The organism is Plantactinospora sp. DSM 117369, assembly GCF_053764795.1.
Window position 1 is genome coordinate 6,620,469 of the sequence record NZ_CM132446.1, and the last position, 24,602, is coordinate 6,645,070.

A 24,602-nucleotide genomic window follows, 5' to 3' on the forward strand; every position below is an offset into this window, starting at 1 on the left:
TGAGCCATGGCGGAGGCGTACCCTCCGCCATTTTCTCGCCCAAACTGTAACTACGACAGTGGCAGTAGATGCCGCGCGGAGGATGCGCCGGATGACACCTACATCGGTCACAACCGAACAGACCGGTTCCGGGCTGGCCCTGTTGGCAGTGCTCATGCCGGCGGTGCTCGTCACGGTCGTCGCCAGCGACATGGTCAATCTCATGCTCCCGTCCATCGGAGCGGAGTTCGGCGCTTCCGAGGCGGAGTTGGCGTGGGTCGTCACCGGCTTCCTGCTGGTGTTCGCAGTCGGTATCCCCTTCTACGGCCGCATCTCCGACCGTGTGAGCCTGCGACGTCTCTTCACCTTCGGCCTGCTGACCTACAGCGCCGGGAGCCTGGTCTGCGCGCTCGCCCCGGATCTCCTCGTGCTCGTGCTCGGGCGGATCGTGATGGGGACAGGCGCGGCCGCGCTGCCCGTGCTCTCGATCATTGCCGTCACCAGGTTGATGCCGGTGGACAAGCGAGGGATGGGGATCGGCGTCGTCTCCGCGGCTGCGGGTGTCGGTACCGCCGCCGGACCGGCCCTCGGCGGCGGGATCGGCCAGGTCCTCGGCTGGCCCGCGCTGTTCTGGCTGATGCTTGTGGTCGCGTTGGTACTGCTTCCCGCAGCGTTTCGCGTGCTGCCGGGCGAACCCGCGGCGGGTACGGGTCGGTTCGACCTTCCCGGCGGCATCCTCCTTGGCCTGGGCGCCGGGCTGGCCCTGTTCGGCGTTACCCAGGCACAGGTCGCCGGCTTCGCCGCACCCTCGTCCTCGCTCAGCCTCGTGGTGGCGGTCGTGGCAATTGCGCTCTTCGGGTGGCGCACCGTCCGCGTAGCGCAGCCGTTCGTACCGCCCGCGCTGTTCACCAACCGGGTCTACCAGGCAGCGGTCGTCGTCGCGTTCCTGGCCATGATCGTCAACCTCGGCGGCCTGGTACTCGTTCCGCTGCTGGTGGTTGACGTCAACGGTCTCGATCCGGGAGCCGGGGCCCTGGTCATGATTCCGGCCGGGGTCGCCGTCGCCGTCCTCTCCCCGTTGATCGGTCGCCTCGCCGACCGCATCGGCACCCGAACCCTGGTGCTGACGGGCCTCGCGCTCATGGGACTGTTCGCCCTGGTCCTCTCGACCTCGGCTGGAGGCACGTCGGTGATCCCCGCAGGCGCCGGAATCCTCGGGCTCAGCGTCGGCTTCATCTTCGTGATCACCCCGATCATCAGCACTGCGGCGAGCGCGTTGCCGGCGGACCAGGTCGGCGTCGGCCTCGGGATCCTCCAAGGAGCCCAGTTCCTGGGCGCCGGAACCGGCCCGGCGCTGTTCGGTGCGCTGGTGACCGCACGGCAGCTCAGCGGCAGCGCCGCCATCAACCCCCTGTACACCAGTCACCATGGCGCCGCCTTTTCCGACGCCTTCGTGGCCATGGCCGTGGTCGTCGTCCTCGCATTGATCGTCGCGTTCCGGATGCGTCCCGCGGCAGCCGCCGCGGACACGCCGCCCCGCGACGCGGACAAGGCCGACTGAGCCCAGTTCTCACCGCGCGACGGTCTGCCTCGAGGCGGCGTGGGACCAGGATCGCCTCTGCCGTGCCGGCCTGAGACGCACCGTGGCACGCTTGCCCAGCTTCGCCGTCATCGTCCGGGGTACGTACGGCGGCCCAGACCGATCAGCGGTCGGACGAACTCCGGACTCGCGTCGGGCGCGCGGGCCTGGGCCACCAGAACAGCGACCTCCCGCTGACGTCTAGATACGTCGATCGACATCGACATGCCTGCAGGTGATCGAGACCGCCGCTGTGCGCATCGTGTGCACGCCGGTTGACAGGCTTGGCTGCGTCGGTGGACCCGCCGACCACGTACCGAGGAGGAGGGTCAGATGAGGATGGTGTCGACAAGCGAGCGCGGCCGTGGCGGCTGGACCGCCGTGCTCCTGGCGGCGGCGATGGTGGCGACGTCCGTTCTGGTCGCCACGCCGGCGGCCCAGGCGGCGACGGTCGAGGCCCGCGGCGAGGCGAAGCCGACCGTCACAGTGCGACCGGGTGGCCCGGGCACCTACGCCGTGGGGGATACCGTCGCCACGATCGAACGCGTGCCGTCGAGCCCGCGACCAGCAGGCGACGACGACCCACAGATCTACCCAGGCTGGGACGTCTGCGCGTTCGAGATGTATGGCTACCGGGGCTGGGTCATCTGCCGGATGGACTGGTCCGCTATCACCTGGGTCAGCGGCACCGACACGTACGAGGAAGTCTTCGTGATCGGGACCGACTGGTCGGTCTGGCACATCTGGCGCGGTAGCGGCGGGTGGAAGAGCCTTGGCGGCAGGGCCCTCGCCGAAATCGGAAACGGCGCCTTCGCGGACGTCAATCCGGTACGCGCCATGACGTTCGGCCTGGACGCGGACCTGTGGTGCCGGTACCGCGGCACCGGCAACTGGGCCGGTGGTTGGAGCCGCTGCTGAGCTGTCGTACCCCATTCCAGCTCCGCCGTCCCCACGACGGAGCTGGAATGGTTCCTCCGGCACCGCGGCTGGCGTCGCCGCCGGCCCCGCCGAGCGATTCGGGTGGACGGCAGTGTCGCTGACCGCGATGTCGGTGGTCCCGCCCCTCCTCGCCGGGGCAAACACCGCCACCACCACCGCCCTCCTCGGGCTACACCTCGTCCCTGCGACGGTGATGATCCCCACCCTGGCGCGGAGCCTCCGCATCCGGACCGATTGACGATCGTTCATCGGGATGGAGCATGCCGCGACGGTCGGTTGAGGCTCCGCTGCCCCCGCCGCTCGGATTATCACGGTCATGCAACCAGTTCCCCGCAGGTTCCCCGAGTCAACGTCGACCTGCACGTGCCCGCCCTGCGCGGGCGCCCTCGCGACAGACGTCCGCGCAACGTCGGTGACGTCCGGATCCAGGCGCATTACCTGCTCGCTCTCGGACTTTCGTACGTCATGAGGGCATCAAGGCAGCCTGACATCCATCGGTCCGCCACTGAAGTTCCACGAACTTTGGGGCGACCTCTACTGACGACCTGGGGTGCCCGAGCCGGGCGCGCAGATAGGCCGCGTACAAAGCGGACGAGAAGCCGGTCGTGCCGCTGTGCGGGTCGGTGCCACTCTGCCGCACGCTGTCACCAGGCGCCGAGGGCTTCGACGTGCGGCAACTGGAGAACAGCCTGCTACCGCTCAACCTCACCACGGTGATCGTCGACTTCGAGGCGGCGGCCAGGTCCGCGGATGACCTCGACCAGGCTAGCGAAACTGTCTTTCCCGTGGCCGGCTGCGATGCCCTGATCGGTCAGTGACTTGATCAGTACGGGAAGGGAGGTATCGATGCAGGAGGCCCGTGCGGCTTCGATGAGGTGGTCCATGAGCGGGGCGTCCAGTTCGAGCCATTCCTCGTCGCCCGGGTAGTGCCGATCATCGACCTGCTGTGCATAGTCGGTGATCACCTCTGTGACGGTGGCGGCCAGCCAGCGGGTCAGAAGCGGCGCCACGGTGGTGGCCGGGACCTGGGCGGCGGCAAGAAGCGCGGCGGTCTGCAAGAAGCCGATCAGGGTGGCCCAGGCGAAATTGAGCATCGCCACGTCGTAGAGGGCGGCGGTGCCAGGGGACGCGCCCAGGTAGGTGGCGGCACCCAGGTGCCTGAGCGCGGCTTCGTGACGCTCGAACACCTCGTGCGAGCCGCTGTAGACCAACACCGTCTCCGGTCTGCCGACATGCTCCGGATGGGCCATCAACGCACCGTCGAGGTAGCGAACGCCCCGGGCGTCCATCCAAGCGGCTACCTGCTCGGCCTGGGCACTTGTTCCCGATGTCAGGTTGACCACGTCAGCGGAGGTGACGTGCGGGTCGGCTCGACGAAGGATGCGCTGGACGCTGTCGTAGTCATCGACACAGACGACGATGAGGGATGCGGCGGTGATGGCCGCCTGCAACGAGTCTGCCCGGGACACGTACTCGGCGGACGGCGCCTCGGAGAGCGTGCCGACCTCGTCCCACACCGTGACGGCACCACCGGCCGCCGCCAAGGCGCGGGCCAGTGCCGCGGCTCGCAGGTTCAGCCCTATCACCGTCACCCGGGCGCCCGTACGCTGGTTCATGAGTTCCTCCAGTGAACCTTTTTCAACCTGGACCGCGCGGCGCTCACGCACCGCGTCCGACCTTGCGGTCCGCCGGACCGCAAGGGGAGGTTGAAAAGGTTCAGTAGTCATGGGACCCGCGTTGGTCGCGTGATCGCCGTGCGGTCAAGCTAGACCTTGACATCCATGTGAGAGTCAAGCGGAGAGTGTCTTGCGCATCGGGGAACTGGCTCGACGAACGGGCGTCAACCAACGGCTGTTGCGCTACTACGAGGAGCAGGGCCTGCTGCGGCCAGTTCGGCGACCGAGCGGATACCGCGAGTACGGCGACGCCGATGTGGAACGGGTGCGACGGATCCGCACCCTGCTCGCCGCCGGGCTCAACACCACCACCATCGCCGACGTGCTGCCCTGTACGGTCGATACTGGCGGCGGCCTGGCCGCGGCATGTCCTGACCTGTTGAGCGACTTGCAGCGTGAACGCGACCGGATCAGCAGGTCCATCACCGAGTTGCACACCGCCCGGACGATGCTCGACGCCATCATCAAGGCCACCTCACGCTGAGGCCACACACCGCCCGATCCGCGAGCGTGGCGTTCACCACGTTCGTGTCAGACCCACCTGCGGTGGTCATGGTGGGTCCGGACGGCTGGCGCCTGCGCGTTGTTCAGGGGTACTGTGCGGAACCGAGGGGGTCTTGGGCTAGAGCGGGTGGGCAGCTGCACGCGACCGTAGCCCGCTCCCGGCCGGGCCCGCAGCTCTGGCGGCCAATCCAAGACATCACCGAACTCTTCGGCGGGCGGGCGGGTGGGGTGGTGCTGCCGGCGACGACGCTGTACGCCGTGCCAGAGCCGCTGGCCGCCGAGGGAACTCGTGGAGCCGGGGCCGGAGTCTGCGGCGACCGACAGTTTCGACAGCCCCCACGGTTGGATCATGTCGTCGAGCATGTCCAGCGCAAGGCGGCACTTCGCTCGGTGAACTCCATCACCTGGGGACGCACCTGCTCAATCTCCTCGGGAGTCACATCACGAAGGCAACCACAGAGCAAAGTGGACAGCGACACACGCCGCGACGTAGCGCTAGACGGTACGCCGAGTCGTTGACAGCGGGGCGGGCGGCTCAGGCCACTCCGGTGCGGAGATGGCCGGGCTCCTTTTCTCCGGGCCGAAAGTCCGGGTTCGGCGGGCCTGCGGCACGAGGGGTCCGCGCCGCAAGTCGACGATCCTTCAACGCGACGTGCAGATGCAGCCGGACGAGTCCTTCGGCGAGGTCCACGTCCAGAATCTTTGCTATCCGGGCCAGTCGGTAGTAGAGCGTGGTCCGGTGAATCTGGAGACTCTCGGCCGTGCGTTGCGCGTCGCACCCCAGGTCGAGATACAACTCCAGCGTGCGGGTCAACATCTCGGCGGAGCCGCCGCACTCATCCAGCCGCTGGAGTACCGGATCCGGCTCAAGCGGAGCCATCTGGAGCAAGAGTCGATAGGGCCCCACCTTCGACCAGGGCAGGATCCGGGGCAGTGCCGGGTCGAGAGCGGCCAGGTCGGCGGCCGCCCGGGCCTGCCCGTACATGCCACGGACGGAGTCGACATCGAAGGGGCCAGGATTGCTGATTCCGACCGTGAAGGTACAACTGGCCGGTCGAGCGCACCTGTTCAGGGTGCGGACGAGTAGGTCGATCGCGCCGGTGGACAGGGGCTGGTCCGGTCGGTGGCACAGCACGACGGCGACGTGAGTCGTGGCGACAAAGGAGCCGACATGGACCGGACTCGACGTGAGCGCTGACGGAATGGACGCGTCGAGGCGGCGGAACACGGCGGGCGGGAGAGTTGACAGCGCTCCACGATCTGCGCTGGCCGGCACCGCCACGCAGACGGTCAGCCGGGCACCGAGTAACGATGGCATCGCGCTCGCCAACCGGTCGCGGGCACTCGCCGCCATTGCACTGCCGTCAAGGAGTAGCCGGACCAGGGTGTTGACGTCGTACGTGCCCAGCCCGGCAAGATCGTGCTGCGCCTCGAGAATGTGGGTCAGTTCCCTGACGGCCTCGACGGCCCTGTCGAGCGCGGCTGGCGTCAGCACGCGTTCACCCTCCAGCACCCACAGATAGCCCAGACAGTGATCTCCGGACCGCATCGGGATGCAGACCCGCCCGACCATTCCCAGCTCCACGTTGGCCGGTACGCGTACCGGCCCGCTCGCCTCGACGATGCCGTGACGCAGCTGCCAGTCCTGAATCTCCGGCGTGACCTTGCGGGAGAGGATCGACGCGACGCGGGCCGGATCGGCATGACCGTCTTGCACGCTGTACGCGATCAGACGCCCGTCCGGCGCATCGACGGAGACGCTGTGCCCGATTCGGCTGGCGAGCTCGTCGAGACCCTGCTCAAACGTGCGGGTCACATCCAATGGCCCCATGCGCTGCTCCTGATAGCTCTGGGAGTGAGCCACCCGGCAAAAGTCCGGGCGAGTCGGTAGCCACCGGCGAGGAGTAGTCGACACCCCCGGACGTCGAGTCCTGACGAAAGACCCTGTCCCTGCCGGTTGGTGGGGAGAGTACGCGGAGATCTCGCCTGGCGCTCGCGCGTACGACGGCCGGTAAGGCACCGGCGGCGTACCCACAAGGCCCACCCGTTCAGCTCGCCAACCGGCTCGTCGGCATCCGGCACGTGTGGCTCAGACCCGGCGCGTCGTACGTCGAGACGACCGCCTCGTCGCATCACCTCGACGAGGCTGCTCTCTCGACATTCCGACTCGCGGCATGTCATTCGGAGTTTGCCCTGCAACGGCGACAGCTCTGCGACAACTGTAGTAGATCATGTCGGCGGGTCTCGGCTCCGATCCGATGTGCGGGACACTGAGCTGCGCATATGGTCGTACGGCACGGCCTGGCGACTCGGCCGACGACACCTGGAGCTGTCGGGAGATGCGGAGCCGAAGTGATGATTCGAAGCCAACTGTCTCGTTCGTGGGTTCCTTCGCGCAGTCAGGACCGAATCCGCGAAGTGGTGCATGCACTGGTCGGCCGATCCGCGTTTGCGACGCTAGAGGAGATCGACCGGTTGGTGGCAGAGAACCACCGGATCCACGACGTCGAGTCGGTGAATCTGAACCCGGCGACGAACGTCATGAACCCACGGGCCGAGGCGATGCTGTCGGCACGGCTGGGCACTCGCGCCTCGCTGGGCTACCCCGGCGCGAAGTACGAGATGGGACTGGAGGCTATCGAGCAGATCGAGATTATCGCGACCGAACTCGCCGCCCAGGTCTTCGACTCGGATTACGCTGAGGTGCGGGTCGGTTCCGGAGCGATGGCCAACCTCTATGCCTTCATGGCCGTTTGTCGACCTGGCGACACCATCATCGCTCCTCCGGAAAGCATCGGCGGACACGTCACTCACCACGTCGATGGTGCGGCCGGCCGCTATGGACTCACCATCGTTCCCGCACCAATCAGGGCCGACACGTACACCGTGGACGTCGCGGAGTTGGACAGACTGGCTCGGCGGATCCGGCCAAAGTTGATCACTATCGGCGGTAGCCTCAACCTGTTTCCGCACCCGGTCGGTGAGGTACGGCAAATCGCGGACTCCGTCGGGGCGCGAGTACTTTACGATGCCGCCCACCTATCCGGCATGATAGCCGGGCGTGTGTGGCCCCAACCGTTGGTCGAGGGTGCCCACCTGATCACAATGAGCACCTACAAAAGCCTCGGTGGTCCACCTGGCGGCCTCGTCGTGACCAACGACACGGATCTGGCTCGACGACTCGACGCCATCGCCTATCCCGGCCTGACCGCGAACTTCGACGTCGGCAAGACCGCGGCGCTGGCCGTCGCGCTGCTTGATTGGAAGGTCTCCGGAACGGCATACGCCCGAACGATGGCCGCGAACGCCGCCCGACTGGCCGCGGAGCTGGAGTCACTGGGCGTACCGGTCTTCGCCGCGGACCGTGGCGGCACCCAATCACACCAATTCGCCGTCATCGCCAACCGGTACGGCGGTGGACAGCGCGCCGCTCGTCGGTTGCGCCGGGCAAACCTGCTGACGAGCGGTGTCGGTCTGCCGGTCGAACCTGTCGACGGCGACATGAACGGGCTCCGCATCGGTACCCCGGAGATCACCCGAATCGGCATGACCGAGAGGGATATGCCCGCCCTGGCGTCCTTTATCGCCTGCGGGCTGGACCCCGACGTCGAGCCGTCCGCCGTCGGCCAGGAGGTCACCGCCTGGCGGAAGCAGTTCACCCGCGTCCATTTCACGGCCGACATGCCCGAGGCGGTCACGCCTCCCGCATGACCTCTCCCACCGGTCACCACACTACGAGGAGCGGCAACGATGCATGCTGAGAAAGTCGAACCTTTGTCGCGGTTCCGTGACCGTTATCTGGATGTTCCGCGACTGAGGTGCGAGGTCGGATCGCCCCTCGCTCACCAACCCCAACTAGGACACAACCGCTGGCACCCGGAGATTCCGGCTGCTGTTTACATCGACCCGAGGGGAGAGGTGATTCTTGAGGCGCCAGGCTACGACGACTATCAGATCCATGACAACGGGAGCCTTGAGGAACTACGACGGGTCGACCTTTCCCGGATGCACCCTCTCGCCGGCCCGGTGCATGTCCACGGTGCCGAGCCCGGAGACCTGCTAGTCGCCGAGGTGCTCGGAGTCGAGCCACTCAGTGGTATCGCCTTCTCCAACATTCTGCCAGGGACGCCCGGGCTACTCGGTGAAATCTTCCCTGATGGTTACCGCTCAACCTGGCATGCCAGGGGCGGCATAGCCGAATCTCCTGACCTGCCTGGGATCAGGATCCCCGCCCAGCCCCACCCCGGGACGATGGGAGTGGCGCCCTCGTTCGAGCTCGTGCGACTTTGGAGAGAACGTGAGGAGCCGCTGTTCGCGGACGGCCGGGCGTTCGCGCCGGAACCGCGCAACGCCTTGCTGCGAGGCCTCGGCGGGACGGCTCAACGCGCTGCCGCTCGTACCCAGCCGCCCCGGGAGAACGGCGGCAACATGGACATCAACAAATTGGGTCCAGGAGCGAAAGTGTACTTCCCGGTTTTCGTGGAAGGCGGCCTGCTCTCGCTGGGTGACCACCACCTGTCGGCCGGCGACGGCGAGTGCAGCTTCAACGCGATGGAGATGGACGGGCGAACATGGCTGCGCCTCGACGTGATCAAGGGCGGCATGGAGCGATATGCGATAACGACGCCGCTGGTCAGACCCGGACCGATCGAAGCCCGCTTCGGCGCCGACCGTTACCTCGGCTTCAACGGCTTTTGCTTCTCTGGCAAGGAACAGGGCTACCAGGACGCCAGCTTCGCCGCACGCGAGGCCATGCTCCGGGCCGTCGACTTCCTGATGACACTCGGATACTCCGGGGAGCAGGCGTACACGATTCTCAGCGTCGCGCCGGTCGAGATTCGCATCAGTTGCATCGTCACGATCCCGAACCCGACCGTGACCCTCTACCTGCCAATCGACATCTTCGACAAGGACATCCTGCCGCGATGAGCCGGCCAAACTCGCCAGCTCGTCGCGAATCGTCTGGCGCGTACAGGCTGTTGATCAGCATGATGCAGGAGAAGACCACGATGATGCCGACGACGACGAGGTTCAGCGTTTCGAGGGTCTTGTCCTCGACCGACATGGTGAGCCCGGAGTGAAGGTGGCGCAGATACCGGCGGCGCCGACGAGCAGGGCCGCGTACCCCGCGACCTTCCCGGCCGGGCCGGCGGACCGACCTAGTCTCGTGCCGGTGCGGGTCCCACGGCGTACGGCGAGGAACGCGGCGCCGGCCGAGGCGAGCAGAGTGATGCCGGTACCGGAGCCCAAGGCGATCGGCCCGAAGACATGGTCCACGCCGTCGGCGACCTGCCCGCTGTCCTGGAACCTGTCGAGCAACGCCCGAGGCGGTGAGCGCCGCGCCAGCAAGGACGACGATGCTGGCCTCGCCGACCATCATCCTTCTGAGCTGTCCCGGCGTGGCGCCGGCACGGCGCAGTAGGTGCATTTCCTCGGCCCGTTGACGGACGTTCACGGTCAGGGTGGAGGCGACGGCGAAGGACACCAGCAGGGTGGCGACGGATCGCCCGGGGCGCTTGCCGATGGAGCGTACGGCCAGGAAGAACACCACTTACACCTCCATCAGCACGTCGTCGGCGTCGTCGGCACCGTCGCCTAGGTGGGAGAGGCGCTCGGCGACCGCGTCGACGGTGGGTGCCAGGAGCTGCCCCACGATCCGGCCGTCGGCGAGGCGGCGGGTCAGCAGCACCGCCAGTACGAACAGCGGGATGCCCACGATCAGCGGGATGCCGGTAGGCAGGCTCAGTACGAACGCCCAACCGAGCAGCCTGAAGCGGTATCGCAGGCTTATGCCGCCATTCTCACCGCCGGGCGCGCGGGCGCGCAGTGGGGTTGACCCGACCTCCGTTCCGGGTGCTAGGTCCAGTGACTCCGGACTCGATCCCGACGAGGGTGACTGGCATGACCACGTTCGACGACCGGATTGCTCGATGGAGCATCCGACATCCATGGTGGGCGACGGACGAGTCCGCCTGGGCCGAGGGGTTCCAGGAGACGGCCGGCCTCGAACGGCCGGTGGTCGAGAGCGTGCTCGGGACCCCCGGCGGGCCCGAGGGAACCGCCGCGATCCAGGACGCGGCGGCGCGGCTCGCGCCGCTGGCGGAGGTGGCGGAGGTCGGTGAGCCGGTGCTCTCGCCGGCGGTGTCCTGGAACCAGTGACGGTGATGGCGTTTACCCAGAGGAGGAGTTAGTGCTGCACAGCATCTCTCGTCGGAATGTCTTCAGGGCCGGGTTGGCCGCGGGCGCTGGCGCAGTGATAGGACTGGCTCAATCGGCGCCCGCGGGTGCGGCGAGGCGAAGCGTGATCGCGTTCGTCGGGGTCACGGTGATCGACACCACCGGTGGGTCGCCAATGCCAGACCAGACCGTGGTCGTCGAAGGGGATCGGATCACCGGGCTGGGTGGACGGCGCGATATCCACGTCCCGCATGGTGCGACCGTCGTCGACGGCACGGGAAGGTTCCTGATCCCGGGTCTGTGTGATATGCACGTCCACAGTGACGTGCATGAGGCGATCATCCCACCGCTGTACATCGCGAACGGGATCACAACGGTGCGCGAGATGTCGGAAGCCGACCATCTCCACCGGTGGCGGGATCGGGTCGAGGCCGGCAGCCTGCTGGGCCCACGCTCGATCATCGCGAGCCCTTTGATCGACGGCGCTCCGGGTCTTTGGGCAGGCCTGAACGCGGTCTCGTACATCGAGGTGACCAACGAACCGGAGGCGCGAGCGGCGGTCCGCCGGGTCGTGCGGGACGGCGCGGACTTCGTCAAGGTCTACTCACGACTGTCCCCCGAGGCGTACTTCGCCGTCGTTGACGAGGCCCGACGGCAACAAGTCCCGTTCGCCGGACACTGCCCCGACAACGTGCCGATCACCGAGGCCAGTCAGGCCGGGCAGCGCAGCCTCGAGCACATGTGGGGGACCTGGTACTCGACCTCCAGCCGGGAAGCGGAGATACGCCGGGCGATCGCCGAGATCAGGATCGAGCCTGGTGACTACAATAGCTGGTTCAACCAGGTGCATCCGCTGAACTGGCTGGCCGCGCACAGCTACCATCCCGGCAAGGCGGCAGCGGTCTTCGCCGGATTCGTTGCCAACCAGTCCAGGCAGGTCCCGACCCTCATCGCGATGCGGGCAATCGCCATGCCCGACGAGGTGTCGCGAACCGACGAGCGGCTGAAATATCTGCCGGCCGCCACGGCCGAGGAATGGTCGTGGGCGCTGGAGGAGTTGTTCGCGGCCGGCCGCGGTCCGACCGAAGTTGCCCAGCACCGGGAGCTTTTCGACCGCCAGCTCCGGCTGGTCGACGAGATGCGCCGGGCCGGGGTGCCGATGCTGGCGGGCACCGACAGCGCCACGCCGGGGTGCTTCCCCGGGTTCGCCTTGCACGATGAGCTGGCGCTGCTCGTGCAGGCGGGTCTCACCCCCATGCAGGCGCTCCAAGCGGCGACCCTCGAGCCAGCCCGGTTCCTCGGCCGGCAGGACCACGAGGGGACGATCCGCCGCGGCAACCTAGCCAACCTGGTACTGCTGGACGCCAACCCGCTCGACGACATCCGCAACACCCAGCGGATCCAGGCGGTGGTGGTGCGGGGCCGATTCATCTCCGCCAAGGAGCGAGAGCGCATGCTCGTCGAGGTCGAGGCCGCGGCGAAGGAAGTCCCCGCCGATGCCCGCGCCACGGTGGGCTGTCCCTGCATGGGCCGATCACGCTGATCACTGAGCTGTTTCAACCTGAGTAGCGCTGCTCCTCGACCAGTTGTAGGACGAGGATCGCGCTCGGCAGGGCCGAGGCGCGGCGGGGGCTGCAGTGGAGCTTGGCCAGGAGTTTCCGGGTTTGAGGGTGGCGATGGCGCGTTCGCCGATGGCGCGAATCCTGGCGTGGGAGCGGTTGACCTCGCGCATCGGTGCGGGAAGGTTCGGCCGTGGACACGGTGTCCTCACGCTGCCGTGGGCACCGCGGTAGCCCTTGTCGGCGAAGGTCATCACCCCGGCGTCGGTGAGCGCGTCGATGATGCCGTGGGAGCGGGCGGCGGTCAGGTCGTGGGTCGAGCCGGGTAGTGCGGGTGAGACCCACGCCAACCGGCCGGCCGGCGGCCATGACCTGGGCGTTGACGCCGTGGCATCGGTGCTTACCGGCGTAGTGACGTTGGTCCTGTGCGCCGGACAGACAGCCGATCGGTACGGATCAGCGTGCCCGTCGAGGATCGCGTAGGCGAGGCACCCGGTGCGGTCCATGGCGTCGGTGCGGGTGGGCGCCTGGGCGGCGACCCGGTCGACGGCCGCACGGGTGTAGCGCCAGCCGGTGGTCGCGCTGGTGGCGAAGCCGGCGGCCAGACGAGCCGGGGTGTCGCCGTTGCGCAGGTGTGCCAGGACCAGCAGCGTCTGCCGACCGGGGTCGAGGCGACGGTAACGGTCCATCCTCGGCGATCAACACGCCGTCGACTCCGCTGGCGCCCCTGCTGCCTGCTCAGGTTGAAGACAGCTCAGTGTCTGCGGGTAGTGACGGACGCCTTGGTTACCGGGTTGCGGTGCCCGCCAGGCGTCGGATGGCCGCGTGCTCGCATCCGTGGTGAGCGGCGACGACGCTGGGGCCAGTCCTCCACCCGGGCGGCTTGACCCCAACACCTCAAACGTTCGTGGTCACGGTGCCAGGAGGGTGTCAGGCCAGGAACTCCTCGATGGTCTTGAGAAGCTCGGCCGGCTTCTCCATCGCCGCGGCGTGGCCGGAGTCCAACTCTACGTAGTCGCTGCCGGGGATCGCGTCGCGGAACTCGCGGGCGTACCGTACGGGAACCAGTTGGTCCTGCCGCATGCCGACGACGAGCGTGGGGCACTTGATGTTCCGCACGTAGTCGCTGATGTCCAGCCGGTTGATGAGTTCGAGCACGGCGATCAGTCCCTCGGACGGCATCAGCCCGGAACGCAGCCGGAGGCGCTCGCTCGCGCTCATCGAGTCGATGAAGGTGTCCGAGAGCACGTGCAGGAGCGTGAACTCGGCGAAGGCGTTCGCGTCCAGTTCGGCCAGGCGTAGCCAGGTGCGCATGAGCAGGCGCTGCCACGGCTGGCGGTAGTGCGCGAACCCGCCGAGGACGATCATGCGGCGCACGAGCTCCGGCCGCTTGCCGGCCAGGGCGGCGGCGACAACGGCGCCCGTGGAGATCCCGAAGAGATCCACCGGGCCACGTGCGGCGTCCTCCACCACCCCGGCCACCTGATCGACCAGCATGTCGACGTCGATCTCGCCCTTGGGGAGCGGTGTTAGGCTGCTGCCCGAGTAACCCGGCACGATCGCGCTGCGGTGCTGTGTGAAGTGCTCGAGCAGGCTGGCGAAGCTGGTCTCTGGGTGCCCGGTGCCGCCGTGGATGAGGACGAGCGCGGGCTCCGGCCCCTCACCCGCGACGTGGTAGCCGACGGGGATGCCGGAGACGTGGACACTTCGCTGCGTCGCCGTGGTCAACATGCGTTTCCATCCCGTTCTCTCAAGGGGTTTCACTTCGCGGAGGAGGTGGCCACCTTGCCGGTCTCGCTGGCGGCCTCCCCGTCGCCCTCCCGGCCCGCCCGGGACAGCCACCAGGTGAGCAACGCCGCCAGCGCGGCGAAGCCGGCGGCGACCGGCAGGAGGACGGCGGAGTTGGTGGCGGTGAGCAGGCCAGCTCCGATGACGCTGGCCAGGAACTGGCCGAGGTATCCGGTGGACGTGTTCAGCGAGGTCACCAGCGACGCGCCCCCGGGCGGCGCGTACGCGATGATGCGATGCTGCTGCGGCCCGATGACCGAGTAGGACACGATGCCGCTGAGCGCCTCCGCGATCACCACGAGGAGGAAGACGTCCCGGATCGGCAGCATGATCAGGAACACCGCGGCGACGCCCAGGGTGGCGCCGATGACGACCCGGCGCGGGCCGTACCGGTCGGCCAGCGAGCCGGCCGTCAGGTTGCCGGCCGTGGCGGCGATGCCGAACACCAGCAGCAGGAGCGCGAGCCGGGATTCGTGGTCGTCGAGCGCCGGCGCGAAGACCACGCTCATGTACGTGAAGGGCAGGAAGATGCCGATGAACGCCAGCAGGGTGACGATCAGGATCCGCAGCACCCGCCAGTCGGTCAGCGGCGTGATGCGCTGCCGCAGCGTCGCCCTCTGGTCGAGCTTGATCGGCGGGAGTAGGAAGGTGAGGACGACCGCGACGACGGCGGCGACCGCGGCGACGAGCCAGATCGCCGTCTGCCAGCCCCACGCCCCGCCGACGAGGGTGCCCAGCGGGGCGCCCAGCACCAGTGACAGCGTCGCCCCGGCGGTCACCATCGAGATGGCCCGGCCCCGCCGCTGGTCGCCGGCGAGATGCGCGGCCGTGGCCACGGCGCTCGCCACGAACAGCGCCGCGCCGCACCCGGCCAGCACGCGGGACGCGAGGACCAGCTCGTAGACGTGCGCCGACGCGGTCACGGCGTTGCCGACGGCCAGCAGCGCGACGCCGGTCACGAGGGCCTGGCGCCGGGGCCACAGGCCCGTGAGCGTGGCGAGGACCGGGCCCAGCAGCGCGTAGGAGAAGGCGAAGACGCTCACCAGCTGACCGGCCGCGGCGGTACTGACGTCCAGCGTTTCGTGGATCTCCGGAAGGAGGCCCACGATGATGAATCCGTCAGTTCCGACGACGAATGTCCCGAGCGCCAGAACCGCGGTCCGCGCCCGCCAGGGCTGCTCACTTGAAGACGTTTCGGTCTCGGTCATCGCATTGTCACATCCAACGAAGTCAATGGTGCTTCTCGTGTGAAGATCGCACCTTCACCCACGGCTTCGATAAATTTACAATGAACCATTTTAGGGGCGGTCGATCGAGTTTCCCCGCACGGAATTCGACGACGTCGGGGCACGATTACTTTAGCACGGTGACCATTTCGGACGGCCAAGGCCGGTCCGCCGTGGCGGCGCTGATCAGCCAGCTCCGCGGTACGCCACGCGCCTGACGGGGAGCCACCGCGTACGGCCAGCGGCCCTCGCCGGCGCCCGGCTCGCCTGGCTGCCGGAGATCCTGGACGACCCAACCGTGTGCAGCCAGGAACCTCTCCGGTTCGTCGGTGCCGAACTGCCACGGCGTGCCGTCCTCACGCAGGCGCCGCAGGAACGACTGCGTCATCGGATGGCGCAGCAGGGCCGCGCTGGTCATGTCGACGACCAGCCGGCTTCCCGACGGGCAGGCGCCGGCCACTGTCTCGAGCAGCCGTCCGGCCTGCTCCTCGGTGAGGAAGAAGAGCAGGCCCTCGGCGATCCACAGGGTGCGCTCGGCCGGGCCGAACCCGCCCGACTTCAGCACCTCCAGCCAGTCCCCGGCCAGGTCGGCCTTGATCGGCACCGTCGGCACCCGCGGCTCGGCCGCGAGTTTGGCCAGGCGCGCCTGCTTCTCGTCGAGCAGCGGGCCGTGGTCGACCTCGTAGACGGTCGTGCCAGCGGGCCAGTCGAGGCGGTGGGTGCGTACGTCCATGCCGTTGGCGAGCAGCACGACCTGCCGGATGCCGGTCTCGGCGAGGATGCGCGCGAGGGCGTCGTCGATGTACCGGGTGCGCACGGCGACGAAGTCGGACACGCCGGCGCCCTGGTACCGTTCGAGCAGTTCGAACCCGCGCGGTTCGGCCAGGTGCCGGGCGTACTCGTCGCGGAACAGGCCGTCGGAGCGTTCGTTCTCCAGCGCACGGACGGCCGCGGTCCATTGGGCGGTGTAGGAGATGTCGTCCACGCGATCGCCTTTCTCTTCTTGCGTCGATCAGCCGGCCAGGAAACGTTTCTGGATGGCGGCGAGCGTGCGGACGTCGCCGATGTCCAGGGTGTCCATGTCGATCTCGACGCCGCTCAACTCCTGGATGAGGAACACGAACTCGACGAAGGAGAGCGAGTCGACCAGGCGGTTGTCGATCAGGTCCTCGTCGGCTGCGACGTCGGTGCGGTTCTCGTGCTTGGCGAGGATCCATCCCTTGATCTGGTCGATCGGCGCCGTTGTCTGCTGGCTCATCTCAGGAATTCCTCAACTTCTGATCATGGTCGCCGCGACGGCCACGGCGTACGCGCCGTCGTGCGTGACGCTGACTGATATCTCCGACTCCATCCCGGCGGCCTCGGCCAGCTCCGCGGACGTCCCGTCGAGCTGTACGACCGGCCACCGACCCGCTTCGCCGTCGACCCGCAGGGAGTGCCATGGCACCGGCCGGTCCCGCTGGTGGAAGAGCTTGAACACCGCCTCCTTGACGGCCAGGAAGCCGGCCACCGCGCTGGGGTCGAGACGACCCTGCCGGGTGCAGGCGGCGATCTCCTCCGGTCGGAGCATGCGCGACAGCACCCGCCGGCGCTCCGGCCGGACCAGGTCCTCGGCCCGGGAGATCAGCACGATGTCCACCCCGACCCGCGGCACGCTAGGCGAGCTGCCGCTCATGGAGCGCCTGCTCGACCTTCTCGTGGGCGCGCCCGGCCGATCCGTACCGGCCGACCAGCACGCTCACCCACCGCTCCAGCCCGAAGGCGACGCAACCGGTGAACGCGGTGCCGCCGCCGGGCTCGATACCGATCCGGCACCGCTCGCCGAAGAAGTTGCGATGCGTGTTGACCGAGGCGATGGCAAGGCCGTCGACCTGAAACTCGTACTTCACCGGCTGCAGCCGCTGCAGCAGGGCGCGCGCACCGCCCCGCTGGAAGAACGGGTCGGACGCGGCCTCCACGGCGACGTCGAGCGACAGCGCGCCGAGGAACTCCTCGATCCTGGTCCGGTACCGGGCGATCACGTCCTGCGTGTGCTGGTACGACCCGATCGCCACGATCTCGCGCATCTGGAAGGTGAGCAGCCGGCGCAGTCCGTCGAAGTGGCTCTCCCCCCGGAAGCAGCGGTTGACCAGCGTCACCAGGGTGTCCGCCGGCACCGTCCGATCCCGGAGGTAGAGGTACGCGCCGAAGCAGGTCGCCGTGGGCAGGCCGAGGTGGGGACCGGCGATCTGCTCTGGCGGGAACGAGCCGCCCGCCGGGCCGGAGCTCGGCGTCTTCAGGCCACCGGCGACGAGCGCGAGATGGGGGAAGTTGACGTAGACGTCGAAGTTCGCCAGCTCGTCCACGGGATAGATCGGCGGGGCGGAGATCTCGGCGCCGCCCTCGTCGGTGGCCCACCGGCGGAACGTGTCGTCCAGCAGGCGGAGCAACGCGGTCTCCGCGGGCCCCAGGATGGCCAGGCCGCCGGCGAGGCGGCTCCCGCTCAGGTCGGTCATCGCGCACTCTCGGGCGCTGCCGCCGGGGCCTGGATGAGGCCGTACCTGGTCAGGAACGAGTGCGTCTTGCGGAACACCTGCGCCTCGAACTCCGGCCTGCGCGGGCCGGTGAGCAGCCTCCGCCGCACCTCGAACGGGTTCGGGATGCCGGCGTCCTTGTAGACCTGAGGGCTGAACAGCGACTCGAAGCTGTAGGTCATGTACCGCCTCAGGTAGTCGCTGACCTGGCTGAGCTCTTCCGGCGTGGCCTGCTCGCGGAAGCCCTCGAAGAGGATGCGGACCAGTTCCCGCCCGAACGCGATGTGCCGGGACTCGTCCTGGTGGTGAATCCGGTTGATCTTCCGGATCGTGTCGTCGAGCCGCTCGTCCAACGCCATCCTGGAGTTGAAGTGGTCCACCAGTTCCTCGAAGATCAGGATGCGGGCGAAGACCAGGAGGCTCGCCGCCTTGCTCGGCGGAATCGTCTCGGCACCGCCGCGCGGCTGCTTGTAGATCTTCCCGCCGTAGCGCAGGCAGAACTGGGCGAAGAACCACATGTGCTCGTTCTCCTCACCGATGAAGTGGTGGAAGAACTCCGACGGCGTGGCGAACTCGTCGGTGTGTATGCGCCGGGTGACCTCGATGAGCAGCTCGCGGATGCCGTGCACGTTGAGGCTGTAGAAGTTGACGCTCTCGTACTTGGACAGCCGGTAGAGCTGCTCCTGGCTCAGCTCCGCCGCGATCTCGGTGCCGTGCGTGGTGGTCAGCTCGGGGCTCATCCACCACATCTCCTGCGGCAGTGAGTCCGGCCAGTCGAACACCTGGTACGGGTTGTAATAGTCCTCGACGGACATGGAGCTCAACCGGTTCAGGACGTCCCGGAGCCGCTCGCTGGTGTCGATGAGTGCTGTCGTCATAGTGGACAGAACCTCCTGAATCTCGCTTGTGCCCGAGGTCGGACGAGCCGGCGCGCCGCCTCGACGGCCAGCCGGCCCAGCCGGTCTGCGCGGTCGTCGGTTCTCGTGTACTGGTCCAGCCGGCGGTTCAGCTGTGTCGTCGTGTAGGCAAATGCCAGGTTGTCGCCCGGGACGGCGAGGACCAGGGCGCAGTCCTGCCCGTAGTGGCCGAAGGAGTCGACCGCCAAGCCCGCCTGGGGCAGGTTGTGGTCGGGCAGCATGAAGCCGAGCGAGTAGGCTCGCTCCCGGACGAAGACCCGGTCGGTTCCACGCCTCTGCAGCCGGGAGGCGCGCAGCAGGGTCTCCTCGCTCCAGAGGCGGGTGCCGTCGACGGGGCCGATCGTCGCGGCGAAGATCCTGGCCAGCGCCCGCGCGGAGGAGACAGCGTTGCATCCCGGGACTTCCGCGCCGAGGTACCGCAGGGAGTTCTCCACGCTGATCAGATTCGGGTTCCGCTGGGACCGGCTCAGCAGGGAGGACTTGTCACCCAGCAGGTGCAGGATGTCCGCGGCCGTGCCGGTGCCCGCCGGACGCGTCTGGCGGAACGGCGCGAAGCGCGTCAGGTCGTCGATGCCGATCCGGACCTCGGCGCCGAGCGGCTCGCGGAACTCGTCCCGGAAGAGCTCGTCCACCCGCTTCCCGGTCGCCCTCCGCAGGAACTCGCCGACGCCCCAGCCGAAGGTCAGGTCGTGGTAGCCGTGGTCGGTTCCCGGTTCCCAGTACGGGCGTTGCGCGGCGAGCGCCTCGACCGCCGGATCCCATTCGAGGACGTCGTCGACCGAGAGCTGCCGGTCGACGCCGATCAGCCCTGCCTGGTGGCTGAGGAAGGTGGCCAGGGTGAGCGACGCCTTGCCGGCGGCGGCGAACTCCGGCCAGGTCTCGGCGATCGGACGGTCGATGTCGATCTCGCCCCGCTCGTGCAGGGCGTGCGTGACGACCGACAGCAGGGCCTTGCTGACCGACCGCACGTTCTGCAGCTGATCGGGCAGCCGTCCTGTGGAACGCAGCCGGACCCGTTCCTCGCCGTCCACGTAGACGCACAGTTCGGCGTTCGAGTCCTGCCCCTCCCGGTGGATCCGGTCGAACTCCGCCACCAGCGGGAGAAACTCCTCTGGGTACACGCCGACGACGTGCTCCGAGTACGCGGTGTCCTTCTCCATGTCAGGCTCGCACCTCCCGCATCCGTCTTTTGATCTCGTCGGCGAGCTCATCGACGGTCGGCTTGTCGAAGCAGATCGACGCCGGCAGCGGCACCGACAGCCGTCGTTGCAGCTTGTTCCGGATGGCGAGGGCGTTGAGCGAGTCCATGCCGGTCTCCGCCAGGTCGAGCCCGCCGAGCTCGTCGCCGTCGAAGCCCAGTTCGCGGGCGACGACCTCCTGGCAGCAGGCCAGGACGTCCTCCGGAGTCATCGGCGCCGCCGAGGGCGAGTCGGCGGCCCCGGGTGCGGACTCGGCGCCGCCGATCAGCCCGCCCACGAGGGGGTTCGAGGCGAGGTGGTGATCCGGATCGAGGTCCTTCCAGCGGATCGCCAGCAGTCCGACCTGGCCCGAGGGCCAGCCCTCGATCGCGGAGCGCAGGACCGGACGGCCCGCGGCGCTGGAGATCGTGCCGAGGCCCTGCTCCTCGAGCTGGCGGAGGAAGTCCTCGTTGCCGGCCAGGTAGCCGACGTCCGACCAGGAACCGAGGTTCACCGACAGGCCGGCCAGCCCGACGGCCCGGCGGTGGCCGGCCAGCGCGTCCAGGAATGCACAGGCTGCGGCGTGGCCCGCCTGCCCGGGATTGCCGAACAGCCCGGTGAAGGAGGAGGTCATCATGAAGAGGTCGAGGTGGGGCGCGTACTCGGCGGCGCTGCGGTGCAGGTTCCACGCACCCTGCGCCTTTGGCGCCAGTACCCGCGCGATCCGGCTCCATTCCGTCCGGTCGATGATGCCGTCGTCGATGATGCCCGCCGCATGGACGACGCCGCGTACGACGGCATCCCCGGCGCAGTAGCCGGCGAACAGCCGATCGACCTGCCGCGGCGACGAGACGTCCACGGCCTCCGTCCGGATGTCCGCCCCGAACTCCCGGCTCAGCCGCCGAAGTTGCGCGGCGCGCTCCGGACCGGGAGCCGACCGGCCGCACAGGACCAGCCGCCGGGCGCCCAGCTCCAGCAGCGCGTGTGCGCACTCCAGGCCGACACCGGCCAACCCGCCGATGACCAGGTACCAGCCGGCCGGATCGATGCGGGTCCGCCCGGCTCCCGCCGGAACCCGGCCGGGACGCAGGCGGGGCAGCAGCACGCGCTCGCCGCGTAGGGCCAGCTCGGCGTCGCCGACCGGGGCCGAGCCGATGGCCGCGGCCAGCCGGGGCACCGCCGACGCGGCCCACCGCTGCTTGGTGGCGGCCGCGTCCACGTCGATGAGGACGTGCCGGACGGTCGAGAACTCCGTGCGCGCGGTCCGGGCGATGCCGACGATCGCGCCCTGTGCGGGGATCACGTCGTCCGATGTCAGGACGCGGTGCGCCCCCGATGTCACCGTGCAGACGACGACGTCGGGCAGGTTCGCCGCGGACACCGCCTGGAAGATCTGCAGGCTGGCCACTCCCCCGGCGGCGACGACGTCGTCGGAGACCGACGCCGTGGCGAGCGGGAGCCCACCGAGGTCGGCCTGGCGCTTGCGCAGCACGGGTACGGCGTTGACGACCGTGTCCGGCCGGTAGTCGGTCAGCACCCGCGCGGCGTCCGCCACCGCGTCGTCCGTGAGCACGTGGACCAGCACCTCGGCGCCGAGCCGCTCCAGTTCCCGGGTCAGGTCGGCTGCCGACCTCATCGAAGGGGCGACGAGCAGGATCCGCCGGTTCGCCGCCTGGGCCACCGTGGCCGGCGCCGCGTCGACCCAGGTGACCACGTAGTGGGCGGGGCCGCGCGGGTCCGCCTGGTTCGCCACGTCGACGTCGGTAGCTCCCATGGAGTCGCTGTCGATGCTGCCGGCGAGTGCGTCGCCGCTCGACGGGGCCGGCTCGATCCAGTGCCGTCGGCGCTGGAAGGGGTAGGTGGGCAGGGTGACCGTACGGCCGCCGGGCGAGACGGCCGCCCAGTCCACCGCCACGCCGGCCGTGTACGCCCCGGCGAGCGCCAACCGGGTGGAGGCGATGTCGTTGCGCTCCCAGCGCAACGTCTCCAGGCAGGTCGGCTCCTTCTCCGGATCATCGCCGAGGGCCAGCTGGGCCAGGCCGGCGAGCGTGTTGGCGAGGCCGATCTCCAGGAACACGCCGGGCTTTCCGGAGGCGGCCGCGCGGATCGCGTCGAGGAACCGGACCGGCTGCCGCAGCTGTCGTAACCAGTAACCGGGCGTCGCGATCTCCTCGGCGATCGGGGCTCCGGTGAGCGTGGAGACGATCGTGTGCGCCGGTGGGCGCAGTTCGACGGACTCCAGGACGGCGGAGTAGTCGTCGAGGATGGCGTCGACATGCGAGGAGTGCCCGGCCCGACCGATCCGCAGCGGCTTGCAGGTGATGGCGCGCTGCTCGGCTGCCGCGACGACGGCGCGTACGGCAGCTCCGTCACCGGAGATCACGGTGCGGTTCGGCGCGTTGATCGCCGCGACACCGACCTGCTCGTTGCCCGCCAGCAGCTCACGCACCTGCTGTTCGCCGGCGAAGACGGCGGCCATGGCACCGGACTCGGGCAAGGTGCTGAGCAGCCGGGCGCGCTCGAACACCAGGTAGAGCCCGGTCTCGAAGTCGAAGACGCCCGCGCCGTACGCCGCCGCGTACTCGCCGAGGCTGTGGCCGACGTAGGCGTCCGGCACGATTCCCCAACTGCGCCACAGGGTCAGCAGCGCCGCCTGCAGCGTGTAGACGACCGGTTGGGCAAGCCGGAAGTCGGCGATGGGCATGCCCCGGCGGGCCCCGTCCTGATAGAGGAACTCCGAGAGGCGGTGGCCGATGTGCTGGCGGTAGGGCGGATCGGCGCGGTCGACGAACTCCCGGAACACGGGCTCGGACAGGTAGAGGTCTCGGCACGCTTCCAGGTACTCGGCCCCGTGGCCGGAGAAGAGCGCGGTCAGGTGGGGCGGCGCGCCCCGGACCAACCCGTGCGAGAGGCCGATCTCGCCGTCGAACCCGTCGGACGCCTCCGCCTCGCCGTTGGCCACGGCGTCCAGCAGCATGGCGAGCGTCTTGCGGTCGGACGCGACGACCGCCGCCCGATGGGCGAAGTGCCGGCGCCCGGTGCCGAGGGTGAAGGCCACGTCGGCGGCCTCCGGTGCCGCCTCGTCCAGCAACGCCGTGCCGATCCGGGACGCCAGTTCGCGGAGCGCGGGCTCGGTGTGGCCGGAGATCGGAAGCACCTGCAGGCCGGGCTCCGCCTCGGCATCGGGGTCGTTCCGGCCGGCGGGGGCGGGCGGTGCCTCCTCCAGGATCGCGTGGGCGTTCGTGCCGCCGAGCCCGAAGGCGCTGACCCCGGCCCGGCGCGGGCCGCCCCCGAGCGGCCAGTCCGCAGTCTCGGACTGCACGAAGAACGGCGATCCGGCGAAGTCGATCGCGGGGTTGGGCTCCCGGAAGTGCAGGGAGGCCGGCAGCTTCCGGTGCCACAGGGCGAGCGCGGCTTTGATCAGCCCGGCAATGCCGGAGGCCCAGCTCAGGTGGCCGATGTTCGTCTTGACCGAGCCAATGGCACAGGTGCGGGGCGCGACTCCCGCGAACGCGTCCGTCAACGCCGCGATCTCGATGGGGTCGCCGGCCGGCGTCGCGGTGCCGTGTGCCTCGACGTACGAGATCGAGTCGGCCTCGACGTCCGCGGCGGCGAGCGCCTGGCGGATCACCGCGGCCTGGCCTGCCACGCTCGGGGCGCTGAAGCCCGGCTTGCCTGCGCCGTCGTTGTTGACCGCGGTACCCCGGACGACCGCGTACACGCGGTCGCCGTCGGCCAGCGCCTGGTCCAGCGGCTTGAGAAGGACCGCGCCGACGCCGCTACCGAAGACCGTTCCCGTGGCCCCCGCGTCAAAGGCGCGGCAACGCCCGTCCTGCGACAGCACGAGCCCGGGCTCCGGCCGGTATCCGTCGATCTGCGGCACCGGCACGTGCGCCGCACCGGCCAGCGCCAGGTCACACTCGCCGGCCAGCAGCGCCTGGCACGCCAGGTGCAGCGCGTACAGGCCGGTGGCGCACGCCGCCTGGACGCCCACGCTGGGGCCGTCGAGATCGAGCTTGTACGACACCCGGCTGGTCAGGAAGTCGCGTTCGGCGGCCATGGTCAGCTGCAGGTCCTGGGCCGTGTCCAGGAAGTTCGGCAGGGGTTTGCTCGCCTGGCCGCCGAGGTTGTGCATCAGGTAAAGGCTGGTTCCGCAGCCGCCGTACACCCCGACGTCCGGGGTATGCCGTCGGCCGGCCGCGCCGCCGTCCTCGAGCGCCTCCCAGCAGACCTCGAGGAAGAGCCGGTGCTGCGGGTCGAGCAGAGCGGCCTCGCGCGGGCTGTAGCCGAAGAATCCGGCGTCGAACCGGTCGATGCCGTCCAGGGTCGCCGAGGCGCGTATCCACCCGGCCGGGCCGCCGTCCGGGCCCTCCGCGACGGTGATCGACTCCCGGTCGCCGACCAGGTTCGACCAGAACTGCGTCGGCGTGTCCGCGTCCGGGAACCGGCAGGCCATTCCGATGATCGCCACGCTCTGCGAGTCGTCCCGGTACTCGTCCGGCGCCTTGCGCGGCAGGTCTCCCGATCCGTCGTGCTGGTTACTCACTCGCCGAGTCCTTAATGTCGG

The 24,602-nt window shown here is 69.0% G+C and carries 21 protein-coding genes and 1 pseudogene; 8 read left to right on the forward strand and 14 right to left on the reverse strand.

Features of this window, described 5'->3' with window-relative positions; genetic code table 11:
• Positions 1-91: 91 nt before the first annotated feature.
• From ACSMXO_RS28145 to ACSMXO_RS28155, 3 genes are all read left to right on the forward strand, one after another.
• A complete protein-coding gene (locus ACSMXO_RS28145; RefSeq protein ID WP_455414501.1) occupies positions 92-1,540 on the forward strand; it encodes an MFS transporter in 1,449 nt (482 codons plus the stop codon).
• 351 nt (positions 1,541-1,891) lie between these two features.
• Positions 1,892-2,476 (forward strand): hypothetical protein, encoded by a 585-nt coding sequence (locus ACSMXO_RS28150; RefSeq protein ID WP_346258443.1) that lies wholly within the window; start codon positions 1,892-1,894, stop codon positions 2,474-2,476.
• Positions 2,477-2,603: 127 nt separating this feature from the next.
• A complete protein-coding gene (locus tag ACSMXO_RS28155; RefSeq protein ID WP_455419324.1) occupies positions 2,604-2,735 on the forward strand; it encodes a DUF6069 family protein in 132 nt (43 codons plus the stop codon).
• A gap of 454 nt (positions 2,736-3,189) precedes the next feature.
• On the opposite strand, the gene ACSMXO_RS28160 is transcribed toward ACSMXO_RS28155, so the two are convergent.
• The gene (locus ACSMXO_RS28160) at positions 3,190-4,164 is read right to left on the reverse strand and encodes an NAD(P)-dependent oxidoreductase (RefSeq protein ID WP_455414502.1); all 975 of its coding nucleotides are present in this window, start codon (positions 4,162-4,164) and stop codon (positions 3,190-3,192) included.
• 139 nt (positions 4,165-4,303) lie between these two features.
• Between ACSMXO_RS28160 and ACSMXO_RS28165 the strand changes: the two genes are divergently transcribed.
• The gene (locus ACSMXO_RS28165) at positions 4,304-4,657 is read left to right on the forward strand and encodes a MerR family transcriptional regulator (protein ID WP_346258445.1); all 354 of its coding nucleotides are present in this window, start codon (positions 4,304-4,306) and stop codon (positions 4,655-4,657) included.
• Positions 4,658-5,212: 555 nt separating this feature from the next.
• Here the strand turns inward: ACSMXO_RS28165 and ACSMXO_RS28170 are convergent.
• Complete coding sequence (locus ACSMXO_RS28170; protein WP_455414503.1) at positions 5,213-6,541, reverse strand: PucR family transcriptional regulator; 1,329 nt, start codon at positions 6,539-6,541, stop codon at positions 5,213-5,215.
• Positions 6,542-7,095: 554 nt separating this feature from the next.
• Here ACSMXO_RS28170 and ACSMXO_RS28175 point away from each other — a divergent pair.
• Complete coding sequence (locus ACSMXO_RS28175; RefSeq protein ID WP_455414504.1) at positions 7,096-8,388, forward strand: aminotransferase class I/II-fold pyridoxal phosphate-dependent enzyme; 1,293 nt, start codon at positions 7,096-7,098, stop codon at positions 8,386-8,388.
• A gap of 39 nt (positions 8,389-8,427) precedes the next feature.
• Positions 8,428-9,606 (forward strand): acetamidase/formamidase family protein, encoded by a 1,179-nt coding sequence (locus ACSMXO_RS28180; RefSeq protein ID WP_455414505.1) that lies wholly within the window; start codon positions 8,428-8,430, stop codon positions 9,604-9,606.
• Here ACSMXO_RS28180 and ACSMXO_RS28185 read toward each other — a convergent pair.
• A complete protein-coding gene (locus ACSMXO_RS28185; protein WP_455414506.1) occupies positions 9,533-10,228 on the reverse strand; it encodes an FtsX-like permease family protein in 696 nt (231 codons plus the stop codon). The genes ACSMXO_RS28180 and ACSMXO_RS28185 overlap by 74 nt on opposite strands.
• Positions 10,229-10,393: a hypothetical protein gene (locus ACSMXO_RS28190; protein WP_455414507.1), complete on the reverse strand. Its 165-nt coding sequence runs from the start codon at positions 10,391-10,393 to the stop codon at positions 10,229-10,231.
• A 185-nt stretch (positions 10,394-10,578) separates the two neighbouring features.
• On the opposite strand from ACSMXO_RS28190, the gene ACSMXO_RS28195 reads away from it, so the two are divergent.
• On the forward strand, positions 10,579-10,836 hold the full coding sequence (locus ACSMXO_RS28195; protein WP_455414508.1) for a hypothetical protein: 258 nt from the start codon (positions 10,579-10,581) through the stop codon (positions 10,834-10,836).
• A 142-nt stretch (positions 10,837-10,978) separates the two neighbouring features.
• A complete protein-coding gene (locus tag ACSMXO_RS28200; RefSeq protein ID WP_455414509.1) occupies positions 10,979-12,397 on the forward strand; it encodes an amidohydrolase family protein in 1,419 nt (472 codons plus the stop codon).
• Between the two features lie 13 nt (positions 12,398-12,410).
• Here the strand turns inward: ACSMXO_RS28200 and ACSMXO_RS28205 are convergent.
• The 10 genes and pseudogenes from ACSMXO_RS28205 to ACSMXO_RS28250 all read right to left on the reverse strand — a co-directional run.
• Positions 12,411-13,105 (reverse strand): annotated as a pseudogene (locus tag ACSMXO_RS28205) (transposase family protein); the annotation flags it as partial.
• Positions 13,106-13,343: 238 nt separating this feature from the next.
• Positions 13,344-14,144: an alpha/beta fold hydrolase gene (locus ACSMXO_RS28210; protein WP_455414510.1), complete on the reverse strand. Its 801-nt coding sequence runs from the start codon at positions 14,142-14,144 to the stop codon at positions 13,344-13,346.
• Between the two features lie 29 nt (positions 14,145-14,173).
• Entirely contained in the window at positions 14,174-15,409 is a 1,236-nt protein-coding gene (locus ACSMXO_RS28215; protein WP_346258453.1) for an MFS transporter, read from the reverse strand.
• A gap of 145 nt (positions 15,410-15,554) precedes the next feature.
• Complete coding sequence (locus tag ACSMXO_RS28220; protein ID WP_455414511.1) at positions 15,555-16,412, reverse strand: class I SAM-dependent methyltransferase; 858 nt, start codon at positions 16,410-16,412, stop codon at positions 15,555-15,557.
• A gap of 27 nt (positions 16,413-16,439) precedes the next feature.
• Complete coding sequence (locus ACSMXO_RS28225) at positions 16,440-16,685, reverse strand: hypothetical protein (RefSeq protein WP_346258455.1); 246 nt, start codon at positions 16,683-16,685, stop codon at positions 16,440-16,442.
• Between the two features lie 12 nt (positions 16,686-16,697).
• The gene (locus ACSMXO_RS28230; RefSeq protein WP_346258456.1) at positions 16,698-17,102 is read right to left on the reverse strand and encodes a holo-ACP synthase; all 405 of its coding nucleotides are present in this window, start codon (positions 17,100-17,102) and stop codon (positions 16,698-16,700) included.
• Positions 17,083-17,922: a hypothetical protein gene (locus ACSMXO_RS28235; protein WP_455414512.1), complete on the reverse strand. Its 840-nt coding sequence runs from the start codon at positions 17,920-17,922 to the stop codon at positions 17,083-17,085. Before ACSMXO_RS28235 ends, ACSMXO_RS28230 begins: the two co-directional genes overlap by 20 nt.
• A complete protein-coding gene (locus ACSMXO_RS28240; protein WP_346258458.1) occupies positions 17,919-18,818 on the reverse strand; it encodes a diiron oxygenase in 900 nt (299 codons plus the stop codon). Before ACSMXO_RS28240 ends, ACSMXO_RS28235 begins: the two co-directional genes overlap by 4 nt.
• Positions 18,815-20,017 carry a serine hydrolase domain-containing protein gene (locus tag ACSMXO_RS28245; protein WP_346258459.1) on the reverse strand — a complete coding sequence of 401 codons (1,203 nt, stop codon included), beginning with the start codon at positions 20,015-20,017 and terminating at the stop codon, positions 18,815-18,817. The genes ACSMXO_RS28240 and ACSMXO_RS28245 overlap by 4 nt, the downstream gene beginning before the upstream one ends.
• Before the next feature lies 1 nt (position 20,018).
• The gene (locus ACSMXO_RS28250; RefSeq protein WP_455414513.1) at positions 20,019-24,581 is read right to left on the reverse strand and encodes a type I polyketide synthase; all 4,563 of its coding nucleotides are present in this window, start codon (positions 24,579-24,581) and stop codon (positions 20,019-20,021) included.
• Positions 24,582-24,602: the final 21 nt, after the last annotated feature.